We start from the raw sequence: 13017 nt of genomic DNA, 5'->3' as shown, positions 1-13017 counted from the left end.
CAGCGCGCGCTCGCGCAAGCCGGGGCCGCTGGCCCCGGCAGCCCCGCCGCGCAGGCTGGCGCGGCAGGGCGCGCGCCCTCGCCGGGGGCGCTGCTGGCCTACGCGTATCCCGATCGCGTAGGCCAAGGGCGCGGCGACGGCCGCTTCCTGCTCGCAAGCGGCAGGGGCGCATCGCTGCCGTCGATGCAGCCCTTATCTCTCGCGCCGTATATTGCGGCGGCCGAGGTAGAGGATGCCGACGGCGAGAGCCGAATCGTCCTCGCCGCCGACATCGACGAGCAAGAGCTGATCGCTTATCACGGCGAAGCGATCACCGACGAGGTTTCCGTCGTCTGGGATCGCGCCGCGCAAGCCGTTCGCGCGCGGCGGAAGCTGATGTTCGGCGCGTTGCTGCTTAAGGAGGACACGGTCGCTCGGCCGGACGCCGACCGCGTGATGGCAGCGCTGCTGGACGGAATCCGCCAAGAAGGCACGGACATGCTGCCTTGGAGCCGCCAAGCGGCGCAATTGCGAGACCGAATTCGCGTCATGCGCCGATTTGATGCGGAGCTGCCGGATTTGTCGGAGGAGACGCTGGTAGCAACCCTAGAGCATTGGCTCGGCCCGCATGTGTCGGGCATCCGCAGCCGAGACGGCTTGCAGAAGCTTTCGATGATGCATGTGCTGGAGGCAATGCTCTCCTGGCAGGACAAGCAGCGGCTTGACGAGCTGATGCCGACGCATATTACCGTCCCGAGCGGCTCGCGCATCCCGGTCGATTATGCGAATCCGGAGCAGCCTGTGCTAGCCGTTCGGCTGCAGGAGCTGTTCGGCTTGCAGGAAACGCCGAAGATTGCGAAGGGGCGCTTACCGCTTACGTTACATTTGCTGTCTCCCGCTCAGCGTCCCGTACAGGTGACGCAGGATTTGGCAAGCTTCTGGCGAGGCGCTTATTTCGAGGTGAAGAAGGAGCTTAAGGTGCGATATCCGAAGCATTATTGGCCGGATGATCCTTTTGCCGCCGTTCCGACAAGCCGCGTACGGCCGAGGCCGTAGCGCGTCAACATCCGTTGCCTAGCAACAGTTGATCTGACGATTTGCACCCGCTAGACTACTTTGCTCACCTTGCTGCCGACCTTTCGCTTAGCAGCTTTTAGCTAGACGTCCAAGACTTTCACGATTCACATCGCTTAAGCGCCTCAGTTGCTAGAGAGGCGCTTATTGATTTTCAATTATTCGAGTTATTTTGAGGGGGGTGTCAGATGTTCATGATTATTGCGATTTATTATATCGTGGTGAATATTGTCCTATGGGGCATGATGGGTTATGACAAAAAGCAGGCGCGTCACCGCGGAAGACGCATTCCCGAACGGCGTTTGCTGACTTATGGGCTAATCGGCGGTGCATTCGGCGGCGTGGCAGCCATGCGGGCATACCGGCACAAAACGAAGCATCCTGCTTTCAGCGTCGGTCTTCCTGCCATGGCGATTCTGCACATAGCGATCCTTTATTCCGTCTACGGAACTGAGTTTTGGACGACGCTCTCCCAATAGAGGCATTACGCATGAAATCCCTTGCTTTCGCAGGGGATTTCAGCTATGCTATTATTCCTTTTTGTTTAGATCGAAGCTAGACGCGACAAGACTCGAAGTAAACTCGGCCTAGAGGAGGTATACAGATGACCGTTCAAAGCGCACAACAGGAAGAAGAACAACGGCTTGCCCGATCATTAGAGGAAATTGACAGGCAGCTTCGCGGGATCGGACCGCGTTATTTTGGTGACGATTACACGGAGCAGCTGCTGGATCGGCAGCGAGAGGAGCGGCAGCAAAGACTGGAAATCGCGGCGAAGGAGCCGTATTTTGGCCGCATTGACTATCAGGCGGATACAGAAGCAGCGTCCAAGCCGCTCTACATTGGCAAAGCAGGCGTAGGCGGCGATGAGAGCGGCGACCCGCTTGTGATCGATTGGCGGGCGCCTATCGCGAGCTTATTCTATTCGTTCAGCGGCGGGGAAGCTCCCGTCACCTACGAATCGCCCGATGGCGAAATGACGGGCGAAATCCATTTGAAACGCAACCTGCTTGTCCGCCAGCGAGAGCTCGTTCGCGTCGTAGACAGCTACGTGCGCGGCGTTGAGCAAGTGAGCGCTAATGACGAGTTTCTGTTATACCGCCTCGGCGAGTCCAAAGATAATAAGCTCCGCGACATCGTATCGACGATTCAGGAAGAGCAGGATAACATCATTCGCGCCGATCGCAACCGGGCGCTGTTCATTCAAGGGGTAGCGGGATCTGGGAAAACGACGGTTGCGCTTCATCGGCTCGCTTACCTGCTTTATCGGTACGCGGGCAGAATTGCTGCGAATCGAATGATCATTTTTGCGCCGAATACGATGTTCCTCGATTACATATCCGGCGTACTGCCCGAGCTGGGCGTAGGCGACATTGCGCAAACAACGTTCGCGGACTGGTCGCTTGCGCTCCTTCAATTCGAGGTATCGCTGGTGAGCAGTGCGGATACGCTCGAATATTGGTTCGAGCAGGAGCGCTCTGCAGCCGAGCGAGAAGAGGCGCCGGGCCGATGGAAAGGCCGCGCGGCCTTTCGCGCCTTGCTGGATGAGAGGCTCGCAGAGCTCGAGCGCAGCCTCATTCCGGAAGCGCCATTTGAGCCGCACCCCGGATTAAAGCTCTCACCAGATAAAGTGAAAGAATGGCTGGATACGGATTATGGCGGCGATGAACCGCTGATGAAACGAAGAGAACGGCTTGCAAGCCGCGTCAAGCGTTGGCTGGAATCGGAATGGAAAGAACGGCGTTTGACGGATAAGCAAGCCAAAACGAAAGCGAATGCAAAACTCAACGCTTATATTAAAAAAATGCCGTCGTATTCCGCGCCCAAGCTGTATCGTACATTATTCGATGGGAAGCAAGCGCACCCGGACATCCCTAAAGCAATTGCCAAGCGAACGCTGCAGCAGTTAAAGCTTGGCGTAGTAGACCCGGAAGATTTGGCGCCGCTCGTTTACTTGCATATTCGGATGTATGGGCTCGACACGGCTTTGTTTGACCACATCGTCATCGACGAAGCGCAGGATTATTCGCCGATGCAGCTGGAAGCGCTGCGGTTATGCCAGCGTGTGCCGTCCTTTACGATTCTCGGCGACTTGCAGCAGGGCATTCATGACTATGCGGGCATTCGTCGGTGGAGCGAGCAAATGGACCTGTTCGAGTCTTCGAGCGTTGGCTACTATGAGCTCGATCGGAGCTATCGGTCAACGATGGAAATTATAGAATTCGCCAACCGCGTGCTTGCTGGCATGGAGGGCGGCGTGAAGCCGGCAACGCCTGTATTCCGGAGCGGCGAGCCGGTTACCGTCACTGCTTGCGAGGATACCCAGTGGGGAGCTGAGCTGGTAGCAGCCGTTTCCGCATTATTGCAGCAGGGCATTTATCAGACGATTGCGGTCGTTGGGCGAACTGCGCTTGAATGCGAAGCGATTCATTCGCTGCTGGAGTCGGCAGGCTTGCAAGCCTCACTCGTCCAAAGCAAGCAGCCTGCCTACAAAGGCGGTTTGACCGTCGTGCCGGTGTATCTGTCCAAAGGCCTGGAGTTCGACGCCGTGCTAATCGCCGATGCGAGTGCGCAGGCCTATCGCGATGGCGACGCCAAGCTGCTGTACGTCGGCTGCACAAGGGCGCTGCATAAGCTGCAGCTGCTTCATCGCGGGCCATTAACGCCGCTTGTCAGTGATCAGGCTTAACCCCTATACTTCCATAAAATCGTGAAACGAGCGTACAGGCTCAGACGTTAATGTCTGGCCTGCACGCTTATTTTGTTGAAGCGTCGGGCATCTTCAATACGTATAGGTAGCTATGCGAATACGCTGATTTGCAGCAGGGATGTCATTGAGGAGTGAACAGACGAATGAATCGAAACCATCCGGATACAAGAGAGCAGCTGATAGCAGCACGCCAAGAGATCGAGCAATGGGAACAAGAGCAGCGGGATTTATCATGGTTTGACAAGATCGGACGGCTCCCGTTCAAGCTATTGGATCGGTTTACGCCCAAAATCATTCAGCGCAAGATCGGGCAAGCGCTGGATGAGCTGGGCAATTATTTTCAGACGGGCGGCAAATATTTGATTTCAGAAGCTGCCGTGCTGAACAAGCTGACCGATGCGAACAGGGCGCATGCTGTTGAACTGTCACGATCGCCGCTAGTGCAGGGCCAGTTGGATCTCGGTTCGTCAGCCGCCGCTTCGGTTGAAATAAAGTCGATGGCAGACGTTCAAGCACTGCCATTGGTCGTTATGGACCGGACAGCGGACGCATTAAGCGGCAGCCGTGCGAATATGGCGACATGGCAAGGGGCGACGACGGGAATCGGCGGTTGGATCACCCTGTCCATTGACATTCCGGCGGTGCTGGGACTGTCGCTCAAAATCATTCAGGAAATAGCCATTTGCTACGGCTTTGATCCGAATGACAAAGCGGAGCGCGTATTTGCAGTGAAGGTTTTGCAATTTACGTCATCGGATATGATCGGCAAACAAGCGATTCTCGAACAATTGGCTGGCGGGCAATCCGCAGATAGCGAACGGCAGCTTGCAAGCGAGCTGCAGGGCTGGCGAGAGGTAACGGCAGCTTTTCGCGACAATTATGGCTGGAAGAAGCTGTTCCAGATGATTCCGATCGCCGGGATGGTGTTCGGGGCGTTCATGAACCGGGGCATGATGCAAGACGTGGCAGAGTCGGCTCGAATGATGTATCGTAAGAGAAGAGTGATGATGAGATTAACCGGAGGCGCGGCAGAGCATGACAACATTACCGACAACCGCACAGAAAAATCAGCTCGCGGAACAAGCGGCAGCATTCATTCGCCAATGCAGTGAAGAGCTGGGCGCAGATCAGGGAAGTTTGGCATCTAGGCTCAAGCAAGTCTACGATGAAATAGAAGCTACAGGGACTTACTCCCATACTTCGGACGAGCTGGCGCATGGCGCCCGGATGGCATGGCGCAACAGTAATCGCTGCATCGGTCGCCTGTTCTGGCATACGTTATCCGTATTCGATGCACGCCAAGTGACGACAGCGGACGGAATGGCCGAGGCCGTCATGCAGCATCTCCGTTATGCGACGAATGATGGGAAGGTTCGTCCTGCGATTACCGTATTCCCGCAGCTCCAGGCGGACAAGCCGGAGGATGCGCTGCGGATTTGGAACCATCAGCTAATTCGGTATGCTGGATATGAGCATGAGGATGGCTCGATCACTGGCGATCCGCATTCGGCCAGCTTTACGCGCATTTGCGAACAGCTAGGCTGGCGCGGCGCGGGGACGCCGTTTGACGTGCTGCCGCTGGTCATCGGAGCGGTAGGCCGGACGCCCACGATCTACGAGATTCCAAGCGAATTGGCGCTGGAAGTCCCTTTGTCCCATCCGACGGAAAACCGATTCGAGGAGCTTGGCCTTCGTTGGTACGCCGTACCTTTTATCTCGGATATGGTTATGGAGATCGGAGGCATTCGGTATGCCGCTGCTCCATTCAACGGCTGGTATATGGGAACCGAAATTGGGGCTCGCAATCTCGCGGATACGAGCCGATATAATCAATTGCGGCCTGTTGCTGAGTTGTTCGGTTACGATATGACGACGAACACGTCTTTATGGAAGGATCGGGCGCTAGTGGAGCTGAACGCTGCCGTTCTTCATTCATATAAGAAAGCTGGCGTCAGCATCGTCGATCATCACACGGCAGCGGAGCAATTTGGCCGGTTCGAGAAGCAGGAGCAGGCAGCCGGAAGAGGGATAACAGGACGCTGGTCGTGGCTCATACCGCCAATGTCGCCTTCGACAACGGCGATCTGGCATCGCGGCTTCGATCGCACAGAGCGCAGTCCATCGTTTGGCTATCAGGAAGTGCCTTATCAATCGATGCTTTAATGTGGAGGCGCAGCGTGATATCCTGTGGTCAACCTACATAGAGTAAGAGGAGTGTTTTACTATGGAAAAGCTGTTTTTCATCGAGATTGGCATGGGAGCCGACCTGCATGGGCAGGATGTAACGAAAGCTTCGATTCGCGCCGTGCAGAATGCGATTCATCATAATTCGATGCCAGGGCTTCGTTCGGTGCTGCCAGGCGGCAGCTTGGACCAGATGAAGGTGAATGTGAGACTCGCTGTTCCGTGCGACCGCGATAAGCTGGACATCGAACGCGTCAAGGCGGTTTTGCCTTATGGCGAGGTTACCGTTGAAGTCATTGAAGGCGGCATGCTGACGACAAGCGGCGTTGTTTTGCCGGACAAGCAGGATGTGAACGATCTGATTTATATCGTAAATGCAGCCGTTGAAGTTGGCTATTAAGTGAACTTCAAACGCTGCATTTGAATCGGTATTCCATTAGAAGGTATACTGGTGTTATATGGATGAGGGAGAGAATGAGATAGATGGTTTTAAAATTATCGATCGTCTTGTTGCTAATTGTACTTACAGCCTTCTTCGTTGCAGCTGAGTTCGCGCTGGTGAAGCTGCGTTCCAGCCGAGTGGAGCAAATGGTAGCAGAGGGCTTCAAAAATGCGCTGGCGGTTCGCAAGGTTACGTCGCATCTCGACGATTATTTATCGGCCTGCCAGCTCGGCATTACGATTACTGCACTGGGGCTTGGCTGGTTGGGCGAACCGACCGTCGAGCAGCTGCTGCATCCGCTGTTCCATGCGCTGCATGTTTCGGATAGCGTCAGCACGACCTTATCGTTTATTATCGCATTCGTCGCAGTTACGTATTTGCATGTCGTGCTGGGCGAGCTGGCGCCGAAGTCGATCGCCATTCAGCAGGCGGAGCGCATCAGCCAATTAACATCGCCTTTGCTAATCGGCTTCCACAAGGCCATGTATCCTTTTATTTGGGTGCTCAACGGCTCTGCTCGTCTGTTGATTCAGCTCTTAGGCTTTCGAAATGTTTCCGAGCATGAAGAGGCGCATTCGGAGGAAGAGATTCGGCATATTTTGTCCGAGAGCTATGAAAGCGGCAAAATCAACAAAACCGAATATGGCTATGTGAATCGGATTTTCCGTTTTGACGACCTGCTTGCGCGTGAAATTATGGTGCCGCGTACCGATATGATTTGCCTCTATGCGGACAGGTCCCGCGAGGAAAATCTGGAGATTATCAAGCGCGAGCAGTATACGCGGTTTCCGGTTGCGCTCGGCAGCAAAGACAACCTGATCGGATTCATGAATACGAAGCAGTTTTTCCTCGCATATGCCGATAATCCGAAATATGAGTTCAAAAAGCTGCTGCATCCGATCATGACCGTGCCCGAGGCGATGCCGATCAAAATTTTGCTCCGCAAGATGCAGACGGAAGGCGTTCATTTGGCGGCATTATTGGATGAGTACGGCGGTACGTCAGGCATTATTACGATCGAGGATATTCTTGAAGAGATCGTTGGCGAAATCCGTGACGAGTTCGATAAGGATGAGCAGAAGGAAATCCAGACCGTCCATTCCAACCGGTATGTCGTAGATGGCAAAGTGCTCATTCGGACGATTAACAAAATGCTGGGGACGGACTTGTCCAGCGAAGATGTCGATACGATCGGGGGCTGGATGTGGTCGAACAATCCGGAAATCGTCGTTGGAGACCGCATCGAGATCGAAGCCTATACGTTCAAGGTGCTGGAGCAGGAGAACAACCGGATTCGTAAAATCGAGATCGTGAAGCAGGAGGCGCCCCAGTCGCCGCAGCCTGTAAGCTAATTCAGCCTTTGAGCCTGACTGAAGCTCTGCCATGCAAAATTTTTTGCATGCCGCAGAGCTTTTTTATGGAGATAATCGTTAGGAATAAGGGACTTCTACAAGACAGAATTGTCCACTTCGGTGTAAAATGATGAAGTGTTATCGATGCTCGGATGGAAAACATTATTTGGCTGCCGCTTTATTGAAGGCGGAAGCAGGCAGGGGGATGTAGAATGGATGATTTAGTAAAAGCGGTCATAATGGGCATCGTGGAAGGGTTAACTGAGTTTTTGCCAATCTCCTCGACGGGTCATATGATCGTGACTGGAAAGTTGCTTGATTTTACGGGTGATCGCGCTAAGACGTTTGAGGTCGTCGTTCAATTGGGAGCGGTATTAGCAGTATTGATGCTTTACTGGAAACGATTTATGAATCTGCTCTCGTTTAACCTGAAGAAGCCGGGACTTAATATATTACATATTATTATCGGCATGTTTCCAGCAAGTGTACTCGGACTTGTCTTGCATGGTTTCATCAAGGATTACTTATTTGGTCCTAAGACAGTCGTTGTCAGTCTCATTGTCGGCGGTTTGTTGTTAATCGCAGCAGAGAAAATTCGGCGAAGGCCATCTGCCGAGACGCTGGACGATATCACATATCGACAAGCATTAGGTATTGGTTGCTTCCAGATTCTCTCGTTATGGCCAGGCTTCTCTCGTTCTGGCTCGACGATGGCGGGCGGCATGTTCTTCGGCGTTAAGAAGGAAGCTGCTGCTGAGTTTACGTTCCTGATGTCCGTTCCGATCATGCTTGGCGCTAGCGGCGTCGATCTGATCAAAAGCCGTGAATTCCTCGAGTGGAGCGACACGGGACTGTTCCTAACAGGCTTGTTGGCATCCTTCGTCGTTGCAATGATTGCCATTGTTACTTTCTTGAACCTGCTCAAGCGAATTAGCCTGACGTGGTTTGCTTATTATCGTTTCGTGCTTGCAGCAGTTGTATTCTTCGTTCTGTTGTAAGTGAATACTCGTTTATCCAGTGCACCCTTCGCGTACTACGCGAAGGGCTGTTTTTTATTGCTTTGACACGGGGACGACATGCTAGGCAACCTTTTCATGCACAGCTGCGTTAGTAGGTTAAACATGAAGGATAGAAGGGAATGTACATTATGCCGAAATCATTGCTGCGATGGAATGGCATCGCGATTTTGCTCGTATTGGGCGTAACCATGCTGTTATCGCCCATTTTGCTGCCGAGCCATGCGTATGCTTGCTCCTGTGCGGTCGCGCCATCCGTTGCGGATGAATACGCCAATCAGACAGCTGTATTCGCAGGCGAAGTGACGGCTATCAAGATTGATGATCAGAGCGCGGAAGTGAAATCTTCCATGGATCCGGTTGAGGTGACGTTTCAAGTGCAGCAGGTATGGAAAGGGGATGCTGTCGCAGAGCAAACGGTCGTGAAGACCGTTCGAGAAGGCGCAAGCTGCGGCTATCCCTTCCAAGAAGCACAAGCCTACTTGGTCTATGCGTCTGGCGAAGGGACGGAGTTTCAGGTAGGGCTGTGCAGCGGGACGAAACCTTTGGCTAGCGCAGGTACCGATATACAAGAACTGAATGGGCTAAAACAGCCTGAAAAGCCGATCGCATCGCCTACGAATTTGAAGTTGGACTCAGTAGCTCCTCAAAAAGAAACGAGTGAACCCGCACAGCGCTATTTTGAGCCAAGCGGATTATGGGTGACAGTTATCGTGCTCGCGGTCGGTGCTGTCACGTTCATCCTATGGCGTAATCGGCGCAGACGCGGAGAGTAGCACTAAGGATGCAAAGAGGGCATGCTAGAGGAGCTTCGCTCCTGCTAACATGCCCTCTTCCTTTCCATCCATTGCGATGCGCTATACAAGAAACATCGCAACAATGGTCGTCACGACCAAGCCGATCCCGACTGGCTTCAGGTTGCGCCTTGCAAGCTCGAAGGGGCTGACGCCGCATATTGCGGCGGCTGGAATTAGCGCCCAAGGCACGAGTGTGCCGCCACCGACCCAAATCGCTGCGATTTGGCCGAGCGATGTGAGCGTTGCAATGCCATGACCAAGCGCAGCACCGAATAGGTGAGCAATGGAGCCAGCAAGCGAGATACCGGAGAAGCCTGAACCGTCGAGCCCTGTAATCGCGCCAACGGAGGTAAGCGTTGCGGAAGCAACCGCGCCGTTCATCGGCGCCTGATTAGCAAGCGCAAGGCCGAGATCGTTCACGATTCCTTGTGAGCCTTGCGGCAGCAGGTCTCCGAATACGGCTGTGAAGCCAGAGTCGCCCAGATAGAAGAAGGCAGCGATCGGGATAACCGGTCCGAACACTTTGAAGCCGAATACGAAGCCGTCTATGAGATAGCTGGTCGTTTTCTCGAGCCCCGCACTGCGATGGGCGAACAGCGAGACCAGTACGAGGATAAGAATCGCGGTTCCGCCAACAAGTGCAGTTGCGTCGCCTCCTTGCAAATCGAGCATGAACATGGCAACGACGTCAGCCGCGAACAGAAGCGGGATGAGGATAGCGAAGATGCGCTGCATGAGAGCAGACATGGAAGCCGTTTCGCTGCTGTTGTCAGACGGCTCGGATTGGAGCGATGATGTGCCGCTGCCGGATGCTGTTGCAACTAAGCCATCCCTCCAGGTGCCGTTGCGCATATCTCGTCGCATGAACCAGAACGCAGCGATTGTCGTTACAACCCCCATTACAATGACGAGCGGGATGCTCGCTTCCATGACATCGGATACGGGTATGCCTGCCGCATCGGCCGTCAACTTCGGGGCGCCTTGAATGATATAGTCGCCCGATAAGGCGATGCCATGGCCGAACAGGTTCATCGCTATTGCCGCGCCTAATGCCGGCAGGCCTACACGAACGGCAACGGGCAAGAGCACCGCACCGATCAATGCAACTGCTGGCGATGGCCAGAAAAACCATGAAGTGACAAGCATAATGAGGCCAATGCCCCAATAGGCGAGCGTCGGCGAACGAAGAAACCGAGTGAACGGTGCGATCATTCGCTCGTTAATGCCCGTTACAATGAGCACGCGGCTCATCGCAACGATAATGGAGATGATGAGGATCGTCCCTAGCAGCTCTTTGATCGCATAGATGAAGCTGTTGAAAATGCCGCTGATGGAACCGCTTAAACTTTCAGTCGCAAGAAGACCAATGACGAATACGCCAGCGATACATACGAGCGTCGTGTCACGACGCATAAGCATAAAACCGATAATACCTACGATGAATGCCAAATAAACCCAGTGCAGCGGACTTAACTCCAATACCATCTCTTTACCCTCCCGTGTCATTACGGTGCTGTATCGTATGCAGCGCTCAATCTGGGCGTTCGCACCTTGACTATACAAATTCGAAACGTTTCTAAGGTTAGTATGCTGAGAGGAAGGATAGTAGGGAAGTATAGCGAATTTCAATAGGTTATATCATTTACCAAAATTTGAAATAGATAATATGAGGAGAACGGTCATGATACAGCATACGAAAGAGATTGTTATTGGTATTGACGGCGGCGGCACACATACGCGAGTAATGGCAGTTGACCTCGCCGGAAATGTTTTGTCATACATCGAGAATGGAGCATCTTCCATCTATAGCGATTTGAAAGCAAAGGATAATGTGCAGCAGGCCATTATAGAAGCAGTCCATCAGGCGGGAAGAACCATGAATGACGTGCAGGCGTTGACAGCAGGCATTGCTGGTTTCGACAAGGCGGATGATCTGGGATGGGTGCAGGCATTAACGACTATCGACGGATTAAATTGCCGGAAGCAGCACGTCAATGATGCAGTCGTAGCGCACAGCGGCGCTCTTTTGACGGAGCCAGGCATTATTGTCATTTCAGGTACGGGCTCTATTATTTTTGCGGTAACGGAGGAAGGTCAGCAGATTAGAAATTACGACCTTCATATTAGCTCAACGGGTTTGCGATCGCGCCATTCACCAGATCATGATGGGTGTGGAAATGCTCGCAATTTACTTCTCTAAAGCAGAGGTCAACGTTTCGTTGATAGGCAGCGTTCTTAACAGTGACTATTTCCAACAGCAGCTCACTTCCAAATTGTCAGAAGGGAAGAACAAGATGTATAAGCTCACTAAACCCGCATTCCCACCAGTAGCTGGCGCAGTGCTGCTTGCGTTAAAGCAACTAAACCTCCCGATCGAAGAGGAGCTTATGACTAACCTTAGTCAATATGATGTGATTTGTTGAGTCGATTGTTAATTGTAGTGCTCTCCTAGCAGTAATCGTGATTTAGAAGAGGAGAGGTAGAAGATGGACGAAGAGTCTAACATTGAACTGCAAATCGCGACGGATTCTTGTTTAGAACCCGTCGCGATTGTTTGATTTTAAAAGTGACTGATTAACTTCGTCCCTGGTATGGCTACTGACAATCTTGCGGACTTAAACTGCGAGCCATTCCAGGCCAATTGATTTTCGACATAGCCTAATGTATCGGAGTTAGTAGTTCCAATGATACGTTGGAAAGCAAGCAAATCATAACTCGTGCTTTTGGTGTTTGTAACGATGGGGTACAAGGCGCCTAAAGCGAGAACCTCGCCTTGGAGGGGCTGTTTAAGCTTTCCATTCGGATTGTAAAATTGCGATAAATAATCATGTCCTTTATTGCTTATATCGATTGTAAATAGCACATCAAGCTGCGGACTGCTTACGCTTACTTTGTAATCATTTTCATAATTAACTTTGAATTTATGGGCATTATTATATTTTTCAAAATTGAACAATTCATGAAGAACGTTGTTTTTGAAGGAGTAGATATAAAAGATACCGTAGCCGCCGCTGCCGCCGGAATCAATGCTAACTAGAATGTCGTTAACGTGATCCTTAGTGAAATCCCCAAGGAATAGCCGTGCGTTATACCCTGCATTGTTCGGAAGATTTACTGTGGTGGTTTTATGAGAACGGCCATCTTGTATAAGAAGTGTAATTTGATCAGCAAAGTTTCCATCGGTCGTATTCCCATATAAATAAACAGTGTCAACGATTCCGTCTCCATTCACATCTCCTTGCTTCCGATCCAGCAAAGCAATGCTTCTTGATTGTGTATAGTTGCCATACGTATCGTACGTAAAATCTTGATATTGTCGGTACAATTGATCCATCCCCTTTACATAGTCAAACACCCTGTATCTACACATATGTAGGTGATTAACTATAGGATTGTGTTGTTGCCTATGATGCCCATGAAAAAGAAATAAACGAAGTATGAGCCGTTTTTTATAAAGGAGAGG

12 protein-coding genes are annotated in these 13017 nt (G+C 52.3%); 10 read left to right on the top strand and 2 right to left on the bottom strand.

Annotated features, from left to right (window positions below; genetic code table 11):
- The 9 genes from PAECUDRAFT_RS05780 to PAECUDRAFT_RS05740 form a co-directional block, all read left to right on the top strand.
- Positions 1-1035, top strand: a 1035-nt coding sequence (locus PAECUDRAFT_RS05780; protein WP_006037184.1) for an ATP-dependent helicase C-terminal domain-containing protein, incomplete at its 5' end; no start/stop codon positions are given.
- A gap of 206 nt (positions 1036-1241) precedes the next feature.
- A complete protein-coding gene (locus PAECUDRAFT_RS05775; protein WP_006037183.1) occupies positions 1242-1532 on the top strand; it encodes a DUF1294 domain-containing protein in 291 nt (96 codons plus the stop codon).
- 125 nt (positions 1533-1657) lie between these two features.
- Positions 1658-3742: a HelD family protein gene (locus tag PAECUDRAFT_RS05770; RefSeq protein WP_006037182.1), complete on the top strand. Its 2085-nt coding sequence runs from the start codon at positions 1658-1660 to the stop codon at positions 3740-3742.
- A gap of 164 nt (positions 3743-3906) precedes the next feature.
- Positions 3907-4875, top strand: a complete 969-nt coding sequence (locus PAECUDRAFT_RS05765) for an EcsC family protein (RefSeq protein ID WP_006037181.1) — start codon at positions 3907-3909, stop codon at positions 4873-4875.
- Positions 4799-5926, top strand: coding sequence for a nitric oxide synthase oxygenase (locus tag PAECUDRAFT_RS05760; protein ID WP_050794275.1), 1128 nt, complete (start codon positions 4799-4801; stop codon positions 5924-5926). The genes PAECUDRAFT_RS05765 and PAECUDRAFT_RS05760 overlap by 77 nt, the downstream gene beginning before the upstream one ends.
- Positions 5927-5987: 61 nt before the next feature.
- Entirely contained in the window at positions 5988-6347 is a 360-nt protein-coding gene (locus PAECUDRAFT_RS05755) for a Lin0512 family protein (protein ID WP_006037179.1), read from the top strand.
- Between the two features lie 83 nt (positions 6348-6430).
- Positions 6431-7741: a hemolysin family protein gene (locus PAECUDRAFT_RS05750; RefSeq protein ID WP_006037178.1), complete on the top strand. Its 1311-nt coding sequence runs from the start codon at positions 6431-6433 to the stop codon at positions 7739-7741.
- 212 nt (positions 7742-7953) lie between these two features.
- A complete protein-coding gene (gene bacA, locus PAECUDRAFT_RS05745) occupies positions 7954-8739 on the top strand; it encodes an undecaprenyl-diphosphate phosphatase (protein WP_006037177.1) in 786 nt (261 codons plus the stop codon).
- 149 nt (positions 8740-8888) lie between these two features.
- Positions 8889-9533, top strand: coding sequence for a hypothetical protein (locus tag PAECUDRAFT_RS05740; RefSeq protein ID WP_006037176.1), 645 nt, complete (start codon positions 8889-8891; stop codon positions 9531-9533).
- Between the two features lie 81 nt (positions 9534-9614).
- On the opposite strand, the gene PAECUDRAFT_RS05735 is transcribed toward PAECUDRAFT_RS05740, so the two are convergent.
- Entirely contained in the window at positions 9615-11039 is a 1425-nt protein-coding gene (locus PAECUDRAFT_RS05735) for a hypothetical protein (RefSeq protein ID WP_006037175.1), read from the bottom strand.
- 196 nt (positions 11040-11235) lie between these two features.
- On the opposite strand from PAECUDRAFT_RS05735, the gene PAECUDRAFT_RS05730 reads away from it, so the two are divergent.
- Entirely contained in the window at positions 11236-11754 is a 519-nt protein-coding gene (locus PAECUDRAFT_RS05730; protein ID WP_006037174.1) for a BadF/BadG/BcrA/BcrD ATPase family protein, read from the top strand.
- 360 nt (positions 11755-12114) lie between these two features.
- Here the strand turns inward: PAECUDRAFT_RS05730 and PAECUDRAFT_RS05725 are convergent, their stop codons facing one another.
- Positions 12115-12888, bottom strand: coding sequence for a hypothetical protein (locus PAECUDRAFT_RS05725; protein ID WP_040711553.1), 774 nt, complete (start codon positions 12886-12888; stop codon positions 12115-12117).
- Positions 12889-13017 lie beyond the last annotated feature (129 nt).

Source organism: Paenibacillus curdlanolyticus YK9 (assembly GCF_000179615.1).
GTDB lineage: Bacteria > Bacillota > Bacilli > Paenibacillales > Paenibacillaceae > Paenibacillus_T > Paenibacillus_T curdlanolyticus.
Note: the sequence above shows the minus strand (reverse complement) of the source record. Positions and strands in the feature narration are given on the sequence as shown.

Bases quoted from the DNA above. Each gene is read 5' to 3' on its own strand.
- PAECUDRAFT_RS05735 (WP_006037175.1), bottom strand. From the start codon at position 11,039: ATGGTATTGGAGTTAAGTCCGCTGCACTGGGTTTATTTGGCATTCATC.
- bacA (WP_006037177.1), top strand. From the start codon at position 7,954: ATGGATGATTTAGTAAAAGCGGTCATAATGGGCATCGTGGAAGGGTTA.
- PAECUDRAFT_RS05725 (WP_040711553.1), bottom strand. From the start codon at position 12,888: ATGGATCAATTGTACCGACAATATCAAGATTTTACGTACGATACGTAT.
- PAECUDRAFT_RS05760 (WP_050794275.1), top strand. From the start codon at position 4,799: ATGACAACATTACCGACAACCGCACAGAAAAATCAGCTCGCGGAACAA.
- PAECUDRAFT_RS05730 (WP_006037174.1), top strand. From the start codon at position 11,236: ATGATACAGCATACGAAAGAGATTGTTATTGGTATTGACGGCGGCGGC.
- PAECUDRAFT_RS05755 (WP_006037179.1), top strand. From the start codon at position 5,988: ATGGAAAAGCTGTTTTTCATCGAGATTGGCATGGGAGCCGACCTGCAT.
- PAECUDRAFT_RS05765 (WP_006037181.1), top strand. From the start codon at position 3,907: ATGAATCGAAACCATCCGGATACAAGAGAGCAGCTGATAGCAGCACGC.
- PAECUDRAFT_RS05750 (WP_006037178.1), top strand. From the start codon at position 6,431: ATGGTTTTAAAATTATCGATCGTCTTGTTGCTAATTGTACTTACAGCC.
- PAECUDRAFT_RS05775 (WP_006037183.1), top strand. From the start codon at position 1,242: ATGTTCATGATTATTGCGATTTATTATATCGTGGTGAATATTGTCCTA.
- PAECUDRAFT_RS05770 (WP_006037182.1), top strand. From the start codon at position 1,658: ATGACCGTTCAAAGCGCACAACAGGAAGAAGAACAACGGCTTGCCCGA.
- PAECUDRAFT_RS05740 (WP_006037176.1), top strand. From the start codon at position 8,889: ATGCCGAAATCATTGCTGCGATGGAATGGCATCGCGATTTTGCTCGTA.